We start from the raw sequence: 21580 nt of genomic DNA on the forward strand, positions 1-21580 counted from the left end.
GGTTCAGAATAATGAGAGTTCAACTTGTTGTGCGTTTGTTTTTTGGCTTGCCTTAGCCTTGTTTCGGTTCTGCAACTTGCGCAATTCCTCGGCTTGGTATTGGCGGATGGCTTGCTGCCGTGCTTCCGCCTTTTCCTCGTCAGTCAGTTCTACCGTATGGTTCACGACTACTTGGCATTGCAGTGGCTTGCCCACTTCAATGTCGTCCTCGTCATAGTAGTGGACGGCTTGGGAATAGATTTCACCGTCCGTAAAGCCGTTGCAGCCGCTTTTCTGTACCCAATTGAGGATATAGGTCACGCAATCCTCTATGTTCTTGTTCGGCTTGTTGTAATTTGCTGCAAACAGTTTGTCCTCCGCTGCACGGTTGTCCAGATAGGCTTGGATTGTACGCTTGAAATGGTCTGTTGTCTTGTTCATATCGTCAGATTTTAGATGTTGTCATTCGTGTAAAGTATGTCGCAGTCCTCCACTTCGGCTGGAAGTCCGAAAAGGGGATAACGTGAGAAATAGGGCTGTGTGTTGCCTTCTTCGTCCGTAAGGGGTGAGACAATCTGCACTTTCCACTTGCTCAACCATTCGTCAATCATGCGGATTTCCTCGTCCGTCAGTCCCGTCATGTCACCGTTGATGATGTACCCTAAACTCCATGTGGGTATCTTTTCCGTTGTCTTGTTCATAAGGTTCTCTTTTGATTGGTTGTCAAATGGTTTCTTTCAAAATCTCTCTCCAATAGATTGGCTCTACCTCGCTTAAAAGAAAGTCAATGAAGTCCTTTCTTGCATCCTTGCACAACTCCTTGTATATTTCTCGGAATGTGCCGAAATTGCCGTTAATGTACGTTTCAACCATATACTCAAAGATGTTGTCCACCTCGTAAAACCTGCATTGCTGCGCTGCCGTCTTGCTGTTTCTTTTCGCCATATCCTTATGAATTAAAGGGTTAATAACCAAATGAATGTCCAAATAATTGTCACTATTGAAAGTAGTGCGGTGAGGATGCCGAACATGAAGTTCAACACGCCCAATAGGATTTCCCCTGCGATGCCTACCGCCAAACCTCCTGCGCAAAGGGTAATGCCCCATGCCGCTCTCGCTACTGCGGACAATACTTTCCGCAAAGCCTTTCCGATGTCGTTCAATGTCATTCTCATATCTTCCAATTTTTAAGTTGTTGTTACTTGTCTTGCTCGGATGAGGAGGTCGGGTCGAGTCCTTTTTCTTTTCGCCTCTCCGTATGTCCGATGTTTCCTTGTGACGTCTTCCGACCGCGCATCGGTCGTTTTCGTTTCTGGGGCCATGCAAAGGTTAGGGAGTAGGTTCAGCAAATTTTTTCGACAGAATACTACCTGAGCCTGCGAAGTGTGGAGATTGTGGCTAAAAAATTTGTGTTCCTAATCCCGTCTTTACCTTTGCCCCTGCAACGAAAATGCCCCACTGATGCCGTCTGGAATGGCGGCATGGGAATATCGGCATACTTGCTGGAGAGGCGGGAAGGAAAAGGGGGGAGCATAGAGGATGGCGCAACGCGCCACGGGGAAGTTCAAAGGGCGGCGCAACGGACAAGGGGAAAGCCCCGCTTTCCTGCCGCCGTGACAGAAGTCCTGCAACCGTCATTGTCATGCGTGCATGGCTTGCGGTTGCAAGTTTTCTGCCGACGGCACATGTCTTCAAACGGTCTTGTCTGCCATGCCCGGTTTGGCAAAAGCATGGCAAGACGGTTTGAGGACAGGGAAGACATGACAGCCGGAAATAGTCGCAGGTGCAGATTCACGCTTGCCGTGCCCTGCATCCGGCGGCATTTCGGCTGCTAAAAGAAGACGAGAAAAAGAAAATGGATAAAACGGACTTGTCCGTTCTGCACAAGCATATAAAAGAAGTGCCCACGACGAGGGCTGTGTCACTTGTGACATTGTGGTCGTCGTGGGCTTTTCTTTGCTTGTGCCGTTTCTGAAAGCGGCTTCTACGCAACAAGTCGGAAGTGGCTTTCAGAAGGGGTGAAAATAACAAGGGAATGAAATCGTGAATGAAAAAAAGTTTTAGGAAATTCGTGAAAACGGGTAAAGTTTTGTACCTTTGCAAAAGTAAGAAAGTTCTTTCGTTTAATGCAAAATGAGGAAGAATATAGAAGTTCGCTGGTTTCTAAACCGTTAACAAGTCTATTTCGCTTCAGTCTTAATCACTTCATATTTAGATAGATATAATTTTTATTATGTCTTCTGACATGATAGGTTACATGCTTGGTTATGCCCGCCGCCTTGACCCACGGTTTGAGCTGTACATTACAGGTGTCCTCACATGGCAATGTGGGAAATACAAGGTCTTCATCTCCGGCTCCGTTCCGTTCCGGCATCCATTTCCTTGCGTTCATGGAGAGGGGAAGATAAAGAGGCTGACGGGTTTTCTGCATGATGATATTGATGCGCCACTGCTCAGCGGAACTATCCACATTTTTCCATTTCAGGGCCAGTACATCGCTGATTCGCAAGCCGCAGTAGCAGGAGAACAGGAACGCTCCTTTGACATCCTCCCGTCTGCACGGAGTGTCTATAAGAATCTTGACCTCGTCTATGGTCAGGAACTCCCGCTTGCTCTCCGGCATCTTGATTTTCTCGTCCGTATTAAGCCGGTTTACCGGATTTTCGGCAATGATTTCCTCTCTAACTGCTGCATTTAACGCTCCCCGGAAGCATCCGAAGTAGGAAACGCAGGTGAACTGCGACAGTTTCTTACCACTCGGGCTTACATAGATGTTACGCAGGAAGTTTATAAAGGCAAGGCAGAAGTCGCGGTTTATGTCCCGCATGGTCGCCTTTGCATTGAAGGCACGCAGCACATTCATCGTGTTGGATATCAGTTTGCCACTTCCTCGCACTCCTTTTTTCTCCTGACTCTCCTTGTATGCCTGCATCCAGTCGAGAAGCAGCATCTTCGACCGCAGGGAGGTGTTCTTCAGCCCTGCTACTCCATTGGTCAGCTCGATGATGCGCTGCGACTTTATGGTGTTAACCGCAGCAAGTGTGGCCTTGTTCTGAGCCTTGGCTGCCGCATTCGTCTCCGGAATAAGATACAGTTTCAGAAACTCGTACTGCCTTTTGCCGTCACGGTAGATGTCGAGATAGACGGACTGGCTCCCGTCACTGAGTGCCTTGTAACGAACTCTGACAGGTTCCTTGACCTTGGGCTGTCTGGGTGTCTTTATCGCTTTTGCCATAGTGGTGTCATCTATAAAGGGTTTGTTTTTAATCGAATACTTTGTCTATAAGATTGACCGCCTCGTCCTTTCTTCGGTTGATGATTTCAGCATAAATCTGCGTGTTCTTTATCTGGGAATGGCCCAAAAGTTTGGAAACGGTATAAAGGTCTGCGCCGAGCGTGAGCAGCATTGTGGCAAAGGTGTGTCGGCTTGTGTGATAGGTCACCGATTTGGCTATTCCGGCATCGGCAGCCCATATTTTCAGGATGTCATTGATGTGGGAGTCTCCGGGCAGATGCTCGAAGACAAGGCTGCCGGCATCGTGTTTCCCGCTGTCTTCACATCCGGGCATCCATCTTCTTGCCTGCACGCCGAGCGGTATATGTATTGGCTTTTCGCTCTTGTTCATGATGACGGAAAGTATCCATCTGTCGTTGTCCTGCGTTATGTCACCCCATTTCAATTTACGGACATCGCCGAGCCGCAAACCACAGTTGCAGGCAAAGAGATATGCGTTCTTAATCATATTGTTTTTGCAAGGTGTCGCAATCAGTCGCTTCACTTCGTCTATGGTCAGATAGTCTCTTTTCCCTTTGCTCGCTTTTGCCCTTTCGTGATGTGAGAGTAGGTTCATGGGATTGGTGGGAATGATTCCTTCTCGTACGGCAACATTGAGAGCGGTCACGAGTGTGCATTGGTGGTTGAAGGCAGTCTTTGGCTTTAGGTTTTCCCCTTTGGCTGTCTTGTATCCGGTCTTCAGGTATTCCACAAAGGCAATGCAGAACTCCTTGCCGATGTCCCTGACCTTTATCTCGCCACAGTTCATCTCGGACAGGATGGCACATACCCGGTCTATAGCATGGATATCATGTACACCGCGGCTACGCTGTATCTCCTTAAAACGGGAAAGCCACTCCAGTATGGATATGTCCTTATTAGAGATACAGCCTTGCGTATCCATAAGCCGTCTGTTCTCGGTCGGTAACTTTTCCAATTCCCGCAATTTCTTCCTGCAGGCGGTCTCGGCTTTCCGCATCGTGGCTTCATTCCGGCGCAATGATTTGTCGTCGGTCTCCGGCACAAGATACAGTTTGAGGTATTCATAGCTGCGATGGCCGTTACTGTAGCAGTCCAGATAAATGGATCTGCGGCCGTCTTTCATCGCCTTGAACCTTATCTTGACTGGCGATTTTTTGCTATCTTTGTTACTCCTGTCCGTCATAAGTGCGTTCGCATCTTGAAATCACACTGCAAATATAGTCTCTTTAGTCGAAAAAGAAACAAAAACGGGTAACAAAAATGTGTCTAAAATGGGATTTTTTCGGAATTGAAGGGAATTGTGCAACTATATGCAAACAACTGCAAATAAGGATAATAAGTGAAAATATCTTCTCTTTAATTCTCATGGTTTATAGACATCGGAAATTAGGCTCCCTCATAGGGTCTATTACTGGCACACGGGCAAGCCCGGAGATGAATCGGACTGGCAGGGGCGGATGGCGGAAAGGTATCTGATGCCAAATGTCATTCCACCCTCCCGGTATCCACCAGTTCGAGCCCGAAGGTGTCGATGAAGGTCTGCAACATGGGGTTGCGTTCTATCATCTTTGCGAGAATCATCTGCGGCGTGTCCTCCATCAGCAGGAAGTCGGCGATGTCCAGTCCCTGACTGCGCTGTACGTCGGTCGCTATTCTTTCCAACAGGTCGGAGCATGTGGCACGCCTGCATACGGGTTCCAGCATGGGCAGCCGCTGCCTCCATTCCTCCGTTGCCTTAAGGTCGGGGAAAAGAATCACCTCCCGTCCGTCCAATGCCTGCACCGCTTCGCCATTGAAGCACCCGTGTATCCCTCCGGTGGCAAGCCAGATGAAATCGGGAATGAAATGGGCGGCGACCAGTGCCGTCTTCTCGCTCTCAACAATGGCTACAGGCTTGGCGGACATTACGGCGGAGTTGTCCGACAGCAGATGTTCTCCGAACAGGCACTGCTTCATCCTGAAATCCTGCACCTTCCTCACGGAATGCACCCAGCTGACTTGGTTAAAAGGCTCCTTGATACGGTGTCCGGTTACGGCATCGTAGCCCATAATCTTGCCCGCACGCACGTTGCTGTTCCGGTCTATCTGCCAGAATACGGTCGCACCGCCCCACCTCCTTGAGGTACCGACCCTGTATAGGCTGAATAGCTTGTCCACATTCTCCTTGCCCATCACTTTGGTAAAGTATCGGTACAAGGGGTTGATGTCGTACCTGCGCATGGACTGCTCCACCCAATCAGAGGGAAGAAAAGAAATCCGTGGTTTCTGTTCGGGCAATGCTCTTGCTGGCGGTCTTGCAGCTATCGGTGTGCCGCCAAACCTTTCCTGCCCATTCAATCTTTCTTTGACAGCCGGATTGTCCCGGAAGTATTCTTTCGGTGTGTAGTGGTAACCGCAACTGTTGATATGGTCGCACATGCCTACGCTGTCAGGGAAGGAAATCTCTCCCGCCTCGTCGATATAACGGGTGAAGCAGGCTTTCCTGCCGCACTCCGGACAGACGGTCTTGCTGCCCGGACGGTATTTCTGAAGATGGAATCTGTATTCGGTCATGATGCTCTCTTTTGTGGATTCCTGCAAGTGGAAACCGTCATTTGCAGTTTGCAGTTCCTGCAGTCTTGCAGGAAATACCTGTTTTTAGAACCCTGAAACTGCAAAACTGCAAAGACTGCAGGCTGCAACGAGGGGGTCATCCGTTGCAGTCTGGAGGTGACGGTTCATTGTCTGTCATATTAAATTTGCCAGATTTATAAAGTAAAGCCCTAAAATGAAAACAAGAGCTAAACAAGTGCAAATAAAACAGCTTATTTACAATTGATTATAGTATACTTGATGTTTTCAGTTGTTTTCTTTCTTTTCAGTTGATTGGTTCTTTTTCGGTACAATTTTGTTTCTCGTTTGTTTCTCAATATCGACCTTTATTCATATCTTTGCAACAGAAACAAAATTATGAAGGGATCGATATGCCACGAGTAAAGAAGCCTACAAAAGTAAAAGAGCCTGTCCGCCTTCGGACAAAGAAGCTGGCAGATGGAAGCCAAAGTCTGTATCTTGATATATACCGTTTCGGAAAACGAACATACGAATATCTTAAGTTGTATCTCATTCCGGAAACGGATAACAATGCCCGTCGGCAGAATCAGGCGACTATGAATGCCGCCAATGCCATCAAGTCCAAACGTATTATCGAGCTGACCAACGGCGAGGCCGGTATAGAAACCAAAGAGAGAGTTTACCTGCTTGACTGGATGAATACCTACAAGGAGAACCAGGCCAAGCGTGGCAAAAAGGACGGTTATCAAATTGACATCACTATACGCATCTTAAAGGATTACGCGGGAGAACGTATGTTGATGGATCAAATAGACAAGACATTCTGCCAGAATTATCTTGACTACCTTCAGTCCGAATACCGTTCCAGAGGTAAACGAGTGTCGAATTACACACTGCATACTTATTACCGGGTATTGAACGGAGCCTTGAATGCGGCTGTCAGGGCCGAGATCATCAAGTCCAATCCTTTCACGAAAATCAGCAAGTCGGAAAAGATCCGTCTGCCTGAAAGCAAACGGTCATACATGACCATTGAAGAGGTGCGTGCATTGATCGCAACCCCGATGAAAAATGAATCCGTGAAAGGTGCCTATCTGTTCTCTTGTTTCTGCGGTCTGCGAATCAGTGATATAATCAAGTTGCAATGGAAAGATGTATTCGTTGACCGTGGACAATACCGTCTGTCGGTTTCCATGCAGAAAACCAAAGAACCGATTTATCTCCCGCTTTCCCCGGAAGCGTTGAAGTGGATGCCTGCGCGTGGAGACAAAACTCCTGATGACCATGTGTTTGACCTGCCGTCCCCAGCAATGGTCAATATTCTTATCAAACCATGGGCAAAAGCGGCGGGAATAAACAAGCGTTTTACATTCCATACGGCGCGGCACACGTTCGCGACGATGATGCTGACACTCGGAGCAGACTTATATACGACATCCAAGCTGCTCGGCCATGCTGACGTGAAAATGACACAGGTGTACGCCAAAATCATCAACCAGAAAAAGGATGATGCGGTCAACCTGGTCAACGGATTGTTTGAGTGACCAATGATATACCATATCATGTCAAATTTACAAGTAGATATTTTAAGGGCGTCATCGATTGCAGATACAATCGAAAAACGATACCTTTATGATGATATATTATTATAAACCAATAAAATGTAAATCGACATGACAAGAGCTGACAAAGGCCTTCTCTCTTTTTGAGGGGAGCAAACACCCGCATCACATTGAATCGGCACAGGACGTGGCGGAAGAACTTTTCGCCCTGCTTACCGAAGCAAAAACAGTTTATCTCCAGGAGGTCAAAATCCACGGCAAACAGTATCGCCGTTATGTGGAGGATTTTGTGAACAGTCACCGGTATATTGACTGCGATAACGCGGTCTGCCGGAACTGCCACGAAATGAACATCCACATCGTCAAGGGACTGCTGACCGACTGCCCCTACCTTATCCAACCGCTTTTTTCCGCCCCGAGCCTCTCTTTCGAGGAGTGCATAGAACTAAAGCGGAAGTATGACACATCGGAACTGGCATCTTCCGATTGTAATCCGGCAAAGTTTTCATTTCTTTCTTTTGACTGCAGTCTTTCGCGCAAACAACTGGCCGGTATCGTTTCTTGCGCCAATACTTATCATCTGTTCTGTTCTCCCGTAACTATTGACGACATGGAATCTCTCTTCTCCTGCAAGATAGGTTTCTGTCTTCGGGTGAACAGCGTGCGCCGTGTGGCTATCCTGTTCGATGCCCTTCTTGAGAATTCATTCATTCAGCCTTACTGGCAATCAGTCCTCGAAAGAGGGCGTTTCCTGCAATCCAAGGACGGCTCGCACTTCATATCCGCAACGAGCATATCCACCACGCTTTCGTTGGTCAGGAACAAAATGACTTCAACCGCTTACAATATCAGAAAGTTTGTAAGCCAGCTGAAGGAATGAAAGGAAGTGCTAAGAAGTCAACCATGTGAAAAGCAAAAGTATGATAACTGATATGCTACCAAACCGGTATCATACTGTCATCCAATGCTTTTAGATATTCACACTCTACCTTTGCCTCTGTATACAACGCGTTACAAACAGAGGTGCATCTCTTATTGTCTAATTTAATCACGAATAATATGTCCAACAGATTGACATTCATGGAAAGGTTGAGCGAACGGCTCACGGCCCTTGAAGCGATTATCCGGAAACTGGAGCCGGTCGAGAGCTTTCTGGAACGGGTGGAATTGCTGGAAAAGAACATTTACGCGACCAAAAAGGTCTTTACTTTTTCGGAAGCCTGCATGTACATCGGGGTATCAGAAAGTATGCTGTATAAACTTACGGCCAACAAGGAGATTCCTCACTACAAGCCTCGCGGCAAGATGATCTACTTTGCCAAGGAGGAACTGGACGAATGGCTCCTGCAGAATCATGAACTTGCCGTCGATGATGCCACGCGGATGGCACACGAGGCGGCAGCAGTACAACCCTTCTTAAACGAGAAACGCCATGGAAAACGAAAGAAGAACTGACCAGAAGACGGGAATGGGATTGGAAGAGACCCGTCTGTCAGATATTCTTTCAGCTTCCCAAATCAAGGCGACGGATACATACGAGACCCCGCCGCAAATTATCTGGATTGACAATTCGACCATAGCGACTCTCGGCAATTTCAGTGCATCGACCGGCAAGGCAAAATCCAAGAAGACATTCAATGTCTCCGCCCTTGTCGCCGCTTCCCTGGCAGGAAAGCAGGTGCTGAACTACCGGGCGCATCTGCCGGAAGGCAAACGCCGGATCCTGTATGTCGATACCGAGCAGAGCCGCTATCATTGTCACACGGTGCTGGAACGTATTCTGCGGTTGGCCGGGCTTCCTACCACAGCAGACAGCGAGAACCTTGATTTCATCTGCCTGCGGGAGTATTCTCCGACAGTCCGTATAAGTGTGATAGACTATGCCCTGCGTCAGGGTAAAGGTTACGGGCTGGTTATCATTGACGGTATCCGCGATCTTATGCTGGACATCAACAGCACCAGCGAATCGGTGGAGGTAATCAACAAAATGATGGAATGGTCCTCTCGTTACGACCTGCATATCCATTGCGTGCTGCACCTGAACAAAGGGGACAACAATGTACGAGGCCATATCGGTACGGAGATGAGCAACAAGGCGGAAACAGTACTGGTCATCAGCAAATGCAACGAGAATCCGTCTGTCAGTGAAGTCCATGCCCTGCATATCCGGGAAAAGGAGTTCAAACCCTTCGCGTTCACCGTGGACGACAACGGGCTCCCGGTCATCGCCGAAGGGCACACGTTCGGTGACACCCCGAAGCCCAGGCAACGGACAAGCTTTACGGAGCTGAGCATCGAGCAGCACCGGGAAGCCCTTTCCGCTGCCTTTGACGGCAAACCCATCAGGGGCTTTGAGAATGTACTGCAACGTCTGATCGCCTCTTATGAAAACATAGGCTTCAAACGTGGCCGCAGTGTCATGATAAAACTGCTGCAGTACCTGACGGACAACCTGAAACTTGTTGTCAAGCAGGACAAGCTGTTCTACTATGACATGACCCCCGCGGAAGCAAGGCTTTTTGATGAAGAATGAAGCCGGGCGCGGGCATATATATTTCAGTTTACTTTAGTATGTATATATATAGGGAATAAAACTAAACTAAACCATTCCCGTGTGAACAAGTGAAAGAAAACAGCCATGACTATAGAAGAAGCAAAACAGGTACGCATAGTGGACTTTCTGGCGCAGCTCGGCCACCATGCGCAATACATTAAATCGGATCAGTACTGGTATCTCTCGCCGTTAAGGGATGAACAGTCGCCGTCGTTCAAGGTCAATGACCGGTTGAACGAATGGTATGATTTTGGGGCGGCCACCGGAGGCGACCTCGTGGAATTGGGTAAATACCTTTACCAGACTGAAAGTGTAAGCGAGGTACTGGCATACATCGGGCGGCATTCCAGCGATATGCCTTTGCCGAAAGTCCGTTTCCAGGCTCTTCCGCCCCGTCCCGTGGAATCGGATATGAAAAATCTGATTGTCGTCCCGTTACGGCATCACGCGTTATACTCTTACCTTCAGTCCCGGAAAATAGATGCTGACATAGGACGTATGTTCTGCAAGGAAATCCATTATGAATTGCGTGACCGGCATTATTTTGCCCTCGCGTTCGGTAATGTTTCGGGCGGATATGAAATGCGCAACGCCTATTATAAAGGATGTATCAAAAACAAGGACATCTCCCTGATCGGACATCAGTGCGGAGAGATACAGGAACGGGTCTGCGTGTTCGAGGGGTTCATGGACTTTCTGTCTTACCTGACATTGAAGCAGTCATGCAACTGGACCATTTGTATAGACCAGCCTTGCGACTACCTTGTCATGAACTCCGTAAACAACCTAAAAAAGGCATTGATGTACCTGCAGAGATACCTGCATATACATTGTTATCTCGACAACGACCTTGCCGGGCAAAAGACCGTGGAAACCATAGCCGGACTATACGGCGAACGGGTCAGCAACGAAGCTGTCCGATATAGCGAATACAAGGATCTGAATGATTGCTTGCGAGGCAAGAAACGCTGACCTAAAAAAAGCGAATCTGCCAATGGAAGCCCTCCTGAACGGAGGGCTTTTTTTATGCCCTGACTTCTTCATTTTTCCCGTTCATTAAGGCGATATAGTACGATTTTATAGTACGATTTTCAAAATCGATATAAATCTTGCAAAGAAAACATCCGTTTAATACACAATTATTTCGTAGTTCAGAATTCTCCTTTTTTATTTGTGAAATCAAACTAATACAAAATTCAATATCCATACTAAAAGATATGAGATCATATTTCATTTTTGCCATTGTTCTGACGGTCGCGTACCTCATTTATTACGCGGTCATCATTATGCAGGATCTCTATGGAAAAAGGAGAACCGGCAAGACAGAGGAGGAAGTTTTCGACCTCGGCACACTTGAGGACGAAGAGAGTGTTGCCGTGAGCGAGAGTGAAACCGGGTTCCGTGTCGGTAACGAGCAATACGATACTGAAACAACATCAGGCGGCGATTCTGCCACCGACCAGAAGCCGGCGGACAAAAAGCCGGAGACAAAGGAGACCCCGGAAGAAAGACTGGAGCGTCTCAAAGCCAAGGCGGAGGAAAAGATGGAGGAAACCACGCCCTACCTGTCTGATGGCTTCAGTGCAGATGAAATGTACAAGGCGATGCTTTCCAGGGGCAAACTGGAAAATCGTCCGGAGATGGCCTGGAAACCAATTAAAGACAAATTGTAGCATGTCGATTAAGCAAAAGATAGTATGCCTGTTAATTCTTGTACCCTATGCGGCTTTCGCCAAGAGCGGCAGCGTGAACTACAGCTGGGGAGCGGATGCGCTGGCCACGATGCACGACTTCGTGGTCACGATGATGCTGTATGTCCTGTATATATGCTACTCCATCGCATCCGTTCTGGTCATCGTGTCCGCCTTCCAGATCTACATCAAGATGAACACTGGAGAGGACGGCATCGTCAAATCCTTTTTATCGCTGCTTGGCGCGTGCCTGTTCATCATCGGGGCCTCCATCGTGCTTCCGGCATTTTTCGGTTATCGCATATAAGGCTGTTTAACAATCCAATACATAAATATTAACTCAAAAACGATCAAGTATGTTTCAGAAAGTAAAACAAATGTGCCGAAAGGCAAAAGGATTCATCCAAGGTGTTTCCACCAAAGTGAAGATGCTTGCACTCACTTTGTTCTCTGGTACCACAGCAATGGCCCAGAGTACGGCCGGCGACTATTCAGCCGGTACTACCGCACTTTCTACCGTGGCGGAGGAAATTGTCAAGTATGTACCAGTCATGGTCAAACTCTGCTATGCCATCGCCGGTGTAGTCGCCATTATCGGCGCCATCTCCGTTTACATCGCCATGAACAACGAAGAGCAGGATGTCAAAAAGAAGATCATGATGGTGGTTGGTGCATGTCTTTTCCTGATTGCAGCAGCACAGGCTCTTCCTTTGTTTTTCGGCATTGACGCATAAAAGTACCGAGGGATGAAAAGCAAGGAAACACGTTATCCGGACTATCCGCTGTTCAAGGGGCTGCAACGTCCTCTTGAAGTGATGGGATTGCAGGGCCGCTACATCTATTGGGCGGCAGGAACGGCAGGCGGAGCCATCGCGGGCTTCATAGCCGCTTACTGCCTTGCCGGATTCGTGGCCGGACTGGCCGCGCTGACAGTCATTCTGTCGGTGGGCATCGTGCTAATCATCTTCAAGCAGCGGAAAGGTCTGCACAGCAAGAGAACGGACCGAGGCGTGTTCGTCTATGCCTACTCGCGTAAGGTCTGACAAAATTAAACCATCACAGCAATGTGTGGCTATATTGAATGTTGAACGCGGGTAGGTTCGTATGAGATACGGGCCTACCCCTATTTAATTGAACGTATATTGAAATGACCCTATACATTATCCTGATTTTCGTTGCCTTATGCGCGGGTATGGCCATATCCGTCCATGCGTTCGGTACCGGAGGCAAGCGCAAGCGTATCTTCCAGGACATCTATTTCTCGGTGGAAGACACGGAAGGCGTGGGTGTCCTGTACACCAAGACGGGCGAATACTCCGCCGTGCTGAAGATCGAGAATCCGGTACAGAAGTATTCGGCGAACATAGACAGCTACTACGATTTCACGCATCTGTTCTCCGCCCTTGCCCTGACCTTGGGAGAAGGTTATGCCATTCACAAGCAGGACATCTTCGTGAGGAAGCGTTTTGTCAACGAGGATACCGGGAAGCAGGAGTTCCTTTCTGAATCGTATTTCCGGTATTTCAAGGGAAGGGCGTACACGGACAGCATGTGTTACCTGACCATCACGCAGGAAGCCAGGAAAAGCCGCCTTTTCTCGTTCGACAACAAGAAATGGCGTGATTTCCTTGTCAAGATCCGCAAGGTACAGGACCAGTTACGGGACAGCGGCGTGCAGGCGCGTTTCCTGAACAAATCCGAGGCAAGCGATTACGTGGACCGGTATTTCGCCATGAACTTCAAGGACCGTATCATCTCGATGACGAACTTCAAGACGGACGACGAGAGCGTCTCGATGGGTGACAAGCGCTGCAAGGTGTACAGTCTCGTGGACGTGGACTGCATCTCGCTGCCTTCGATGATCAGACCCTATACCAATATAGAAGTGAACAACACGGAAATGCCCGTGGATCTTGTCTCGGCCATTGACAGCATTCCGAATGCCGATACAGTGGTCTATAACCAGGTCATCTTCCTTCCCAACCAGAAGCGTGAACTATCGCTGCTGGACAAGAAGAAGAACCGGCACGCGAGCATTCCCAACCCGAGCAACCAGGCAGCGGTCGAAGACATAAAACGTGTACAGGAGGTGATTGCCCGCGAGAGCAAGCAGCTCGTGTACAGCCATTTCAACCTTATAGTGGCCGTGTCCGGCGATACGGACCTGCAGAAGTGTACGAATCATCTGGAGAATGCTTTCGGTAGAATGGGAATCCATATCTCCAAACGAGCCTACAACCAGCTGGAGCTGTTCGTCGGCTCGTTCCCAGGCAACTGCTACAGCCTGAATGAAGAGTATGACCGGTTCCTGACCCTATCGGACGCGGCGATGTGCCTGATGTACAAGGAACGTGTGCAGCACAGCGAAGACACCCCGGTGAAAGTCTATTACACTGACCGCCAGGGAGTGCCTGTCGCCATCGACATCACCGGCAAGGAAGGCAGACAGAAACTGACGGACAACTCGAACTTTTTTGCCCTCGGGCCGAGCGGTTCCGGGAAATCCTTCCACATGAACTCTGTCGTGCGCCAGCTGCACGAACAGGGTACAGACATCGTAATGGTCGATACCGGAAACTCCTACGAGGGATTGTGCGAGTATCTGGGAGGCAAGTACATCAGCTACACGGAGGAACGCCCCATCACGATGAACCCGTTCCGTATCCACAAGGAAGAGATGAACGTGGAAAAGACCGGCTTCCTGAAGAATCTTGTCCTGCTGATCTGGAAGGGCACGCAGGGAACAGTCACGAAGACGGAAGACCGTCTGGTGGAAAATGTAATCACCGATTATTACGACGCGTATTTCAACGGCTTCGACGGCTTCACGCCCATGCAGCGGGAAGACCTGAGAAAAAGCCTCGCCATAGACGAACGCAACCGTGACGGGAACCGTGAGGAAAGCGAGCAGGAACGGAACAGCCGTATCGAGTGCATGATAGACGAAATGGAACGCAGGCGCAAGGAGTTGAAGGTGGAAGAACTCTCGTTCAATTCATTTTACGAATACTCCGTCCAGCGTATTCCGGACATCTGTCACGAGAACCACATTTCGGGCATAGACCTCTCAACTTACCGCTACATGATGAAGGACTTCTACAGGGGCGGCAACCATGAAAAGACCCTGAACGAGAACATGGACAGTTCGCTGTTCGACGAGACCTTCGTGGTGTTCGAGATTGACAGTATAAAGGATGATCCGCTGCTGTTCCCGCTTGTCACGCTGATAATCATGGACGTGTTCCTGCAGAAGATGCGAATCAAGAAGAACCGCAAGGTGCTTGTCATCGAGGAAGCCTGGAAAGCCATTGCCAGTCCGCTGATGGCCGAGTACATCAAGTTCATGTACAAGACGGCCCGTAAGTTCTGGGCCAGCGTGGGCGTTGTGACACAGGAGATACAGGACATCATCGGCAGTGAAATCGTGAAAGAGGCCATCATCAACAACAGCGATGTGGTGATGCTGCTTGACCAGAGCAAGTTCAAGGAGCGTTTCGACACCATCAAGGCCATTCTCGGACTCACCGATGTTGACTGCAAGAAGATATTCACGATCAACCGGCTGGACAACAAGGACGGCCGTTCGTTCTTCCGGGAGGTATTCATACGAAGGGGAACGACAAGCGGCGTGTATGGCGTGGAAGAGCCGCATGAATGCTACATGACCTACACGACCGAACGTGCTGAGAAGGAAGCCCTGAAACTCTACAAGAGGGAGCTCCGGTGCAGCCATCAGGAAGCCATCGAAGCCTATTGCCGGGACTGGGATGCCAGCGGCATCAGCAAGTCCCTGACATTCGCCCAGAAGGTCAACGAGGCCGGACGGGTACTGAACCTGAAAGCAAAACAATAAAATCAGATACAATGGGAAAATTTGATATAGACCGACCTATAGCGGAACTGTTCAGAGTTGAGCCTTACGCTCTCCGCATCCGCAACGTGTGCAACAGCCACGATATTGCCACCATCCGGGAACTGTGCCTGCACAGCAACTGGGACTTGATTCATTTCCGCCATTTGGGGGAAAGGAGCATCGCGCACATGGAAGAAATGCTGGGCAATTTCGGATTGCGTCTGGGCATGACTGAAAAGGAACTGGACGTATATATGGGACTTGAGTCAGACGAGGACAAAGCCGTCGCGGCTATCATGCGTTTCGAGGAATCGGAGGCGGTCAAGTGGGACCAGCGCCGGTATGAAGTAGCCAGAGACCTGTATGTCAGATACAGGGGTCTGTCCCCATACGAGGCTATGGAGGAAGCAGAGAAGCTGATACTGGCCCTGCAGGGAGTACCTGAGAAGAACAACCGCAGCAAGCGGAGAGGTAATATTTTCAACCGTTGAACAGAATGAACATGAAGCGACTGTCACTTGTCTTTGCAGTTCTGCTGCTTGCCTTCACGCAGCATGTCCACGCCCAGTATTACAGCGTGAACTATGACGCACGTACCGTGGCGGCAATGGCAGCCGCGTTCGGTACGGAGGTCGTGGCTGAAAGCTACTACCGTGAGCAGGTCGATGACATCCTGAAGCACTATACGGCGGCGGAGGTGGCGGCAGCCGGAATCTTCTCTTCCAAATTTCTGGAACACAAAGCACTCTCGGACCTCGGTATCTGGTGTAGCAGCACGGAAAACTACTATTACCGCCGTATCTACCACATGGTGGCCGACAAGATCATACCGAAAATCTGGGTGGTGGCAAAGCAGATGCTTCACTCCCCACAGACAGCGATCCACTGGGGCAGCTACCTGATGAAGGTGTGCGATGAGACGAAGAGCCTGTGTATGCAGTTCGAAAGCGTTGTGACAAACAGTACACTTTCGTTCTCGGACATCGCTTTTCTGGAGATCAACAGCGAGGTCGTGCCTCTGCTGAAACTTTCGGAACTGGGCGGTATAGACTGGCAGCGGATGCTGGACGATTTTTCCCGGATTCCTGACCGCTTTACACGGGAGAACCTGCAAAGCGACCTTGACAATCTCTACAATCTGGGTGTCGGTCTGGCAACGGCCGGTGCGAGTAATCTCGGCGATGCCCTGCTGCCTGAAAGTATGTTCCATAACCTGCTTTCGGGCAAGGTCAGCGAGATTGCCAACCTGTACGACCATTACTCCGGTCTGTTCGAGGAAGCGGAACAAGGTATCGGGAACCTGCTGCTGGACAAGATCGGCGGTCCTGACAACGTGGCCGGCCTGTTCGAGTTCGGGGATTACGACCTTGCCGGCTGGACCAGTGACTATATAGACGACGAAGCCGGGACTTATTACACGCAGCGCTGGTACATCGCCAGACGTGACCAAGGCAGCGTGTCATTGTGTGACTATTACCCGCCCACGGACGACAACAGCATCCTGAACGGCGGTGAGTGGACCCGTTTCGAAACGAGCGACCCCGGTTTTTATCCCAATGCCTCGCAGCGGGAACAGGCTCTCTCCAACTCGGAACGATATGCCGGATGGTCGAGAAACCGTGTACAGCAGCTCAACAACCAGAATGACGGCAACACTTACAGCATCAACTACTGGCAGAACGCCTACATCATCAGCCGCGGCGGCAAGCAGACAAAGAAGGCTTACGCCTACGAGATACATGTCAAGAAAAGCTGGAACCATGAGGAAATCGTGTATGAAGAGATATTCGATTCCTACACTATGGATCTGGAGACCTTCAAGGCGCAGCTCAATGCCCGTCTGTCGGAATTCAACGAGAACGAGGACGGCTATGTCTATTACATAGCTTCCGACGCGCGGAACTACTATCAGGCAACGGATGCCGCCAAACTTAAAGGATGCGAGAGCGTGACCATCAGCGTCACCTGCTCGGACGGGGCCACCCTGGGCCAAGGTTCGACCCAGTACAAATGCAGGAAATGCGGCGGTTCACCCAATGCCCATACCAAGGATTGCTCCATGCAGACCTCCGTGACGGAAAATGAACTTGACTTTTCGGAATTGGATGAGCTGATACGGGAGGCAGACAACCAGGTAGCCATGCTTCAATCACAGATCAAGGCACTGGAGGATGAGAACAAGGAGCTGCTGAAGAAAATATCCGAGGCCAGTGTAGAGGATGCTGCCGTTTACAGGCAGCAGTACAACGCCAACCTGACGCGTATCGGAGAGTTGAAGGCAGAACTGGCCGAGTGGCAGAAGAAACAGAAGGAATACGCTGATGCGAAGCAGGAAGCGGCAAACGACAATGACGTGCCGACGGACGACTACTACCGTATCCCGGCCATCATGCAGGACTGCAAGACGGCCTACAGTCTGTCGTGGCAGGACGGCGGTTCGTGGAATGGATACACGTTCGTCCGCAAGGCGACCATGCCGAATATAGACGGCGAGATAACTTTCAAGGCAACCATCAGCATAGCACGCAAGCCGAAATACTTCCTCGGCATCAAGATTCACCGTGCCATTGTACAGATCAGCTGGGAACTGACCTCGCAATACACCGACACGTATGTGGCCGACGTGCTGACATTCGACCCGGACCTTCCGGAAGAAGAAAAAGAGCGGATCGTGAATGAACGTATCGCGGAAATCGCCCGGGAGCATCCGTCATGCAAGATCACGACGGAATATGCCCGTACCACTCCGATGGAAGATACCTCTACCGGAGAGGTGTACCACCTGCTGTGGTCAAGTGACCGTCTTGAAATCGCGCGTGAAGTGGATTCCCGGATTACGCAGATATACGCCGACCTGGTATCCCTGGAAAAGATGATGCATTACAAGCGCAGCATCATCGACGTGCTGAAGGATGTCCTTCCGGATCTGAATATGGACGAAGGGCGACGCCTCACTCTCGTGGAAGAATGCCATGACCGTTGGGTGGAAAACGCCCGTAGCCTGCGAAGCGGGAGAAAGGAGGAAAGACCATGAAACGGGCCTTGCTGATAACCATAGTGCTGCTTGCACTCCTGCCTGATGTCGTCAAAGCACAATGGACATTCGACGTGGTGTCCGTTGAAGCCTATATCAATGACCATAAGAAGCAGCGTAGCTTGTTGCTGGCCCGAAGTACCCTTGAGTACAGCAACCAGCTGCTGCACGAATACAGCCGCAAGGAGGTCGGCGAATACAAGGAGCTGAATATCGACCTTGACCGGTACACCCGTGCCTTTGATGTCATTGATGTGATGTACCAGTCGTTACGCACGGTATTGAACGCAAAGAACACCTACAATACGGTAAGTGACCGGATAGCGGACTACAAGTCCATGCTGGAGGCATTTCACGAGAAGGAGCTGAAACGCGGACGCATCGAACCCTCCGACGCCCTGCTCATCACCATCAACGAGAAAGCTATACGGGATATAGCCCATGACGGGGAGCAACTCTACAAGTCGGTCAGCGACCTGGCGCTGTATGCCACGGGAGCGGCGGCCTGCTCCACTTCGGATCTGCTGATGGTGCTGGAGGCCGTGAACAGGTCTCTGGACGACATCGAACGGCATCTGAACCGGGCCTATATGGAGACCTGGCGATACATACAGGTAAGAATCGGCTACTGGAAGTCGAAGATATACCGTGAACATACCAAACAGGAGATAATTGAAGGAGCCTTCGGACGTTGGCGCAACTCCGGAAGGCTTGATTACTAACGATAAAAGGGAAAAAAGATGAACAGAAAACTCATGCTCATGACGGTTGCGATCATTGCAACAGCAACGGCACAGGCGCAGTATGTGACCTATAACCACGACTCGCCGAAGCAGAACCAGATTACGGTCATGGAAACCGGTGCGGGCTCCCTCACGCCGGAACTGTACTACTGGGCATTACACAACAAATACAAGAAATCGGCAGCGGCAAAGAACAAACTGGGGTTCCGCACAACAGCCGGCATCAACCTCTATAACCAGACGGACGAAGCCGAATCCATCGATTCGGCATTGGTGAGCCGCGCGAAAATAGAGGCCCTGAACGTGGCGGACCGACAGGCTGATATCGCCTGGCTTGCCGAAGGTGACAAGATCAACGGCCAGATGGAAAGGATGAAGCGTAACATCGACCGTATCCTTCCTGCCGGGGGCACCCCGGAGGACAGGGAACGCTGGACGGAATACTACCATGTTTTCCAGTGCGCCATTGATGCTACCAGGGATGCCTATATGCCCAATGCGCAGCGGAAGAAAGAGTATCTGCGAATCTACGACGACGTGGTGCAGCAGAATGAGATTCTTGTCAGCTATCTCGCCAAACGGCAGAATGCCACCCTGACGAGCAACCTGCTGAACGCGACCTCGGACCGTACCTTGGACAAAGGCAGCGTCATCAGGGAAGCCATGAGCCGCTGGAACGAATCGCGTCTCGCGGTGCGTGGCTCACAGTCGGGCGGCAGTTCCGGGGGTGACGGTGAAGAGAGTGTAAACAGGTGAAACTAAAAAGACAGACGGCAAATGGCAGACGGAAATATACTCACTGATTTCGGTATCAATCTTCTTGAGGAGGAGATTGACGATGTGATTTTTCAAACGAACGAGTTCCTCACGGACGCGACGTTTACGGGTTCGCAGGGGCCGTTCTGGTGGATACTGCAGATGTGCATGGCTCTGGCCGCCTTGTTCTCGCTTGTCATGGCGGCAGGCATGGCCTACAAGATGATGGTGAAGCATGAGCCGCTGGATGTGATGAAGCTGTTCAGGCCGCTGGCTGTTTCCATCGTTCTCTGCTGGTGGTATCCGCCTGCAGACACGGGTATGGCCGGCAGCGGAAGCGACTGGTGTTTTCTGGACTTCCTTTCCTACATCCCGAACTGCATCGGTTCGTACACGCATGACCTGTACGAGGCGGAAGCCACACAGATAGCGGACAAGTTCGAGGAAGTGCAGCAGCTCATCCACGTAAGGGACACGATGTACCACAGCCTGCAGGCACAGGCGGATGTCGCCCACACGGGAACATCAGACCCCAACCTTATCGAGGCGACCATGGAGCAGACCGGTGTGGATGAAGTGACCAGCATGGAAAAGGATGCCGCGGAACTGTGGTTCACCTCCTTGACGGCCGGTGTCGTCGTGGGAATAGACAAAATCATCATGCTGATTGCCCTTGTCGTGTTCCGCATAGGCTGGTGGGCAACGATCTACTGCCAGCAGATATTGCTCGGTATGCTGACGATATTCGGCCCGTTGCAATGGGCGTTCTCTCTGCTGCCGAAATGGGAAGGTTCCTGGGCAAAATGGCTGACGCGTTACCTGACGGTACATTTCTACGGGGCCATGCTCTACTTCGTGGGCTTCTATGTATTGCTCCTTTTCGACATCGTGCTGTGCATCCAGGTGGAAAACCTGACCGCAATCACGGCCAGCGAGCAGACAATGGCGGCCTACCTGCAGAACAGTTTCTTCTCCGCCGGTTATCTGATGGCGGCAAGCATTGTAGCCTTGAAATGTCTGAACCTTGTACCTGACCTTGCGGCGTGGATGATACCGGAGGGCGACACGGCCTTCAGTACGAGAAATTTTGGAGAAGGCGTGGCACAGCAGGCCAAGATGACAGCGACAGGCGGTATCGGGGCAATCATGAGATAAGATAAAAAACATATAAACAACAATCCTTAAAAATAAAAAAGTATGAACGTACAAGAACAAATCAAAGAATGGTGCAAGGACGGACGCTTCCTGCGCTACGCGAATGAACGCATGAGAAAAGAGATTACCGAAGTTCCGGAAAACCATGTAGTTACCCCGGAGTATGAAGCCCTTGACGAAGGCTTCGAGTATGACGACCATTATGCAGCGCCGCTGGCCGCTTACCTGACCTACCGTCTGCAAATGGCCAAGTTGCAGAAAAAGGCGAAAGTGCGCAAACGCGGTATCTGGTGGGTATTCGTGCAGGTCATGACGCTGGGCCATTACGTGCATGTCTTTTCCGATGAGTTCGGGGCTCTCGCTGCGGAACTGCAGGAAACAGTCATGCCGATGCTGCACGATGAATATGTAATGATGTTGAACGGGAAAAGACAATAAACCGAT

The 21580-nt window shown here is 50.2% G+C and carries 23 protein-coding genes; 16 read left to right on the top strand and 7 right to left on the bottom strand.

Annotation, left to right across the window (positions count from 1 at the left end):
• Positions 1-3: 3 nt before the first annotated feature.
• The 7 genes from BQ5591_RS07880 to BQ5591_RS07910 all read right to left on the bottom strand — a co-directional run bounded on the left by BQ5591_RS07880 (position 4) and on the right by BQ5591_RS07910 (position 5788).
• On the bottom strand, positions 4-420 hold the full coding sequence (locus BQ5591_RS07880; protein ID WP_071148939.1) for a PcfK-like family protein: 417 nt from the start codon (positions 418-420) through the stop codon (positions 4-6).
• An 11-nt stretch (positions 421-431) separates the two neighbouring features.
• Positions 432-680: a DUF6926 domain-containing protein gene (locus BQ5591_RS07885; RefSeq protein WP_071148940.1), complete on the bottom strand. Its 249-nt coding sequence runs from the start codon at positions 678-680 to the stop codon at positions 432-434.
• 22 nt (positions 681-702) lie between these two features.
• Positions 703-1029, bottom strand: coding sequence for a hypothetical protein (locus tag BQ5591_RS07890; RefSeq protein ID WP_394331806.1), 327 nt, complete (start codon positions 1027-1029; stop codon positions 703-705).
• The gene (locus BQ5591_RS20785; protein ID WP_021963139.1) at positions 936-1154 is read right to left on the bottom strand and encodes a hypothetical protein; all 219 of its coding nucleotides are present in this window, start codon (positions 1152-1154) and stop codon (positions 936-938) included. Before BQ5591_RS20785 ends, BQ5591_RS07890 begins: the two co-directional genes overlap by 94 nt.
• A gap of 1025 nt (positions 1155-2179) precedes the next feature.
• Positions 2180-3214 carry a site-specific integrase gene (locus BQ5591_RS07895; protein WP_071148941.1) on the bottom strand — a complete coding sequence of 345 codons (1035 nt, stop codon included), beginning with the start codon at positions 3212-3214 and terminating at the stop codon, positions 2180-2182.
• Positions 3215-3242: 28 nt separating this feature from the next.
• Positions 3243-4418, bottom strand: coding sequence for a site-specific integrase (locus BQ5591_RS07900; RefSeq protein ID WP_071148942.1), 1176 nt, complete (start codon positions 4416-4418; stop codon positions 3243-3245).
• 302 nt (positions 4419-4720) lie between these two features.
• Entirely contained in the window at positions 4721-5788 is a 1068-nt protein-coding gene (locus tag BQ5591_RS07910; protein ID WP_071149383.1) for a DUF6371 domain-containing protein, read from the bottom strand.
• A 410-nt stretch (positions 5789-6198) separates the two neighbouring features.
• On the opposite strand from BQ5591_RS07910, the gene BQ5591_RS07915 reads away from it, so the two are divergent.
• The 16 genes from BQ5591_RS07915 to BQ5591_RS07995 all read left to right on the top strand — a co-directional run bounded on the left by BQ5591_RS07915 (position 6199) and on the right by BQ5591_RS07995 (position 21574).
• Positions 6199-7332 carry a site-specific integrase gene (locus BQ5591_RS07915; protein ID WP_005807062.1) on the top strand — a complete coding sequence of 378 codons (1134 nt, stop codon included), beginning with the start codon at positions 6199-6201 and terminating at the stop codon, positions 7330-7332.
• A 205-nt stretch (positions 7333-7537) separates the two neighbouring features.
• The gene (locus tag BQ5591_RS07920; RefSeq protein WP_051035920.1) at positions 7538-8230 is read left to right on the top strand and encodes a hypothetical protein; all 693 of its coding nucleotides are present in this window, start codon (positions 7538-7540) and stop codon (positions 8228-8230) included.
• Between the two features lie 200 nt (positions 8231-8430).
• Positions 8431-8805, top strand: coding sequence for a helix-turn-helix domain-containing protein (locus BQ5591_RS07925; RefSeq protein WP_008781592.1), 375 nt, complete (start codon positions 8431-8433; stop codon positions 8803-8805).
• Complete coding sequence (locus BQ5591_RS07930; protein ID WP_005807066.1) at positions 8783-9883, top strand: AAA family ATPase; 1101 nt, start codon at positions 8783-8785, stop codon at positions 9881-9883. Before BQ5591_RS07925 ends, BQ5591_RS07930 begins: the two co-directional genes overlap by 23 nt.
• Before the next feature lie 105 nt (positions 9884-9988).
• Positions 9989-10876: a toprim domain-containing protein gene (locus BQ5591_RS07935; RefSeq protein WP_007216023.1), complete on the top strand. Its 888-nt coding sequence runs from the start codon at positions 9989-9991 to the stop codon at positions 10874-10876.
• 245 nt (positions 10877-11121) lie between these two features.
• Positions 11122-11577 (top strand): hypothetical protein, encoded by a 456-nt coding sequence (locus tag BQ5591_RS07945; RefSeq protein WP_071148945.1) that lies wholly within the window; start codon positions 11122-11124, stop codon positions 11575-11577.
• Between the two features lies 1 nt (position 11578).
• Positions 11579-11902, top strand: coding sequence for a DUF4134 domain-containing protein (locus BQ5591_RS07950; RefSeq protein ID WP_005807072.1), 324 nt, complete (start codon positions 11579-11581; stop codon positions 11900-11902).
• Positions 11903-11951: 49 nt separating this feature from the next.
• Entirely contained in the window at positions 11952-12329 is a 378-nt protein-coding gene (locus BQ5591_RS07955) for a DUF4134 domain-containing protein (protein ID WP_005807074.1), read from the top strand.
• Between the two features lie 12 nt (positions 12330-12341).
• The gene (locus BQ5591_RS07960; RefSeq protein WP_005807076.1) at positions 12342-12638 is read left to right on the top strand and encodes a hypothetical protein; all 297 of its coding nucleotides are present in this window, start codon (positions 12342-12344) and stop codon (positions 12636-12638) included.
• A gap of 104 nt (positions 12639-12742) precedes the next feature.
• On the top strand, positions 12743-15448 hold the full coding sequence (locus tag BQ5591_RS07965) for a TraG/VirB4 family ATPase (RefSeq protein ID WP_071148946.1): 2706 nt from the start codon (positions 12743-12745) through the stop codon (positions 15446-15448).
• An 11-nt stretch (positions 15449-15459) separates the two neighbouring features.
• Positions 15460-15939: a hypothetical protein gene (locus BQ5591_RS07970; protein ID WP_071148947.1), complete on the top strand. Its 480-nt coding sequence runs from the start codon at positions 15460-15462 to the stop codon at positions 15937-15939.
• Between the two features lie 5 nt (positions 15940-15944).
• Entirely contained in the window at positions 15945-18482 is a 2538-nt protein-coding gene (locus BQ5591_RS07975) for a hypothetical protein (RefSeq protein ID WP_449374828.1), read from the top strand.
• Positions 18479-19204 carry a hypothetical protein gene (locus tag BQ5591_RS07980; protein ID WP_071148948.1) on the top strand — a complete coding sequence of 242 codons (726 nt, stop codon included), beginning with the start codon at positions 18479-18481 and terminating at the stop codon, positions 19202-19204. Before BQ5591_RS07975 ends, BQ5591_RS07980 begins: the two co-directional genes overlap by 4 nt.
• 18 nt (positions 19205-19222) lie before the next feature.
• Positions 19223-19981, top strand: a complete 759-nt coding sequence (locus BQ5591_RS07985; protein WP_007216017.1) for a DUF5045 domain-containing protein — start codon at positions 19223-19225, stop codon at positions 19979-19981.
• Between the two features lie 21 nt (positions 19982-20002).
• A complete protein-coding gene (locus BQ5591_RS07990; RefSeq protein WP_071148949.1) occupies positions 20003-21136 on the top strand; it encodes a hypothetical protein in 1134 nt (377 codons plus the stop codon).
• Between the two features lie 42 nt (positions 21137-21178).
• Positions 21179-21574, top strand: coding sequence for a hypothetical protein (locus BQ5591_RS07995; RefSeq protein WP_071148950.1), 396 nt, complete (start codon positions 21179-21181; stop codon positions 21572-21574).
• The last annotated feature ends 6 nt before the right edge of the window (positions 21575-21580 follow it).

The organism is Bacteroides ndongoniae, assembly GCF_900108345.1.
Lineage (GTDB): Bacteria > Bacteroidota > Bacteroidia > Bacteroidales > Bacteroidaceae > Bacteroides > Bacteroides ndongoniae.

Excerpts from the sequence above, each read along its gene's own strand:
- BQ5591_RS07965 (WP_071148946.1), top strand. The coding sequence starts at position 12,743 with ATGACCCTATACATTATCCTGATTTTCGTTGCCTTATGCGCGGGTATG.
- BQ5591_RS07975 (WP_449374828.1), top strand. The coding sequence starts at position 15,945 with ATGAACATGAAGCGACTGTCACTTGTCTTTGCAGTTCTGCTGCTTGCC.
- BQ5591_RS07955 (WP_005807074.1), top strand. The coding sequence starts at position 11,952 with ATGTTTCAGAAAGTAAAACAAATGTGCCGAAAGGCAAAAGGATTCATC.
- BQ5591_RS07945 (WP_071148945.1), top strand. The coding sequence starts at position 11,122 with ATGAGATCATATTTCATTTTTGCCATTGTTCTGACGGTCGCGTACCTC.
- BQ5591_RS07980 (WP_071148948.1), top strand. The coding sequence starts at position 18,479 with ATGAAACGGGCCTTGCTGATAACCATAGTGCTGCTTGCACTCCTGCCT.
- BQ5591_RS07910 (WP_071149383.1), bottom strand. The coding sequence starts at position 5,788 with ATGACCGAATACAGATTCCATCTTCAGAAATACCGTCCGGGCAGCAAG.
- BQ5591_RS07880 (WP_071148939.1), bottom strand. The coding sequence starts at position 420 with ATGAACAAGACAACAGACCATTTCAAGCGTACAATCCAAGCCTATCTG.
- BQ5591_RS07985 (WP_007216017.1), top strand. The coding sequence starts at position 19,223 with ATGAACAGAAAACTCATGCTCATGACGGTTGCGATCATTGCAACAGCA.
- BQ5591_RS07970 (WP_071148947.1), top strand. The coding sequence starts at position 15,460 with ATGGGAAAATTTGATATAGACCGACCTATAGCGGAACTGTTCAGAGTT.
- BQ5591_RS07925 (WP_008781592.1), top strand. The coding sequence starts at position 8,431 with ATGGAAAGGTTGAGCGAACGGCTCACGGCCCTTGAAGCGATTATCCGG.
- BQ5591_RS07960 (WP_005807076.1), top strand. The coding sequence starts at position 12,342 with ATGAAAAGCAAGGAAACACGTTATCCGGACTATCCGCTGTTCAAGGGG.
- BQ5591_RS07995 (WP_071148950.1), top strand. The coding sequence starts at position 21,179 with ATGAACGTACAAGAACAAATCAAAGAATGGTGCAAGGACGGACGCTTC.
- BQ5591_RS07900 (WP_071148942.1), bottom strand. The coding sequence starts at position 4,418 with ATGACGGACAGGAGTAACAAAGATAGCAAAAAATCGCCAGTCAAGATA.
- BQ5591_RS07885 (WP_071148940.1), bottom strand. The coding sequence starts at position 680 with ATGAACAAGACAACGGAAAAGATACCCACATGGAGTTTAGGGTACATC.
- BQ5591_RS07935 (WP_007216023.1), top strand. The coding sequence starts at position 9,989 with ATGACTATAGAAGAAGCAAAACAGGTACGCATAGTGGACTTTCTGGCG.
- BQ5591_RS07915 (WP_005807062.1), top strand. The coding sequence starts at position 6,199 with ATGCCACGAGTAAAGAAGCCTACAAAAGTAAAAGAGCCTGTCCGCCTT.
- BQ5591_RS07990 (WP_071148949.1), top strand. The coding sequence starts at position 20,003 with ATGGCAGACGGAAATATACTCACTGATTTCGGTATCAATCTTCTTGAG.
- BQ5591_RS07930 (WP_005807066.1), top strand. The coding sequence starts at position 8,783 with ATGGAAAACGAAAGAAGAACTGACCAGAAGACGGGAATGGGATTGGAA.
- BQ5591_RS20785 (WP_021963139.1), bottom strand. The coding sequence starts at position 1,154 with ATGAGAATGACATTGAACGACATCGGAAAGGCTTTGCGGAAAGTATTG.
- BQ5591_RS07895 (WP_071148941.1), bottom strand. The coding sequence starts at position 3,214 with ATGGCAAAAGCGATAAAGACACCCAGACAGCCCAAGGTCAAGGAACCT.
- BQ5591_RS07950 (WP_005807072.1), top strand. The coding sequence starts at position 11,579 with ATGTCGATTAAGCAAAAGATAGTATGCCTGTTAATTCTTGTACCCTAT.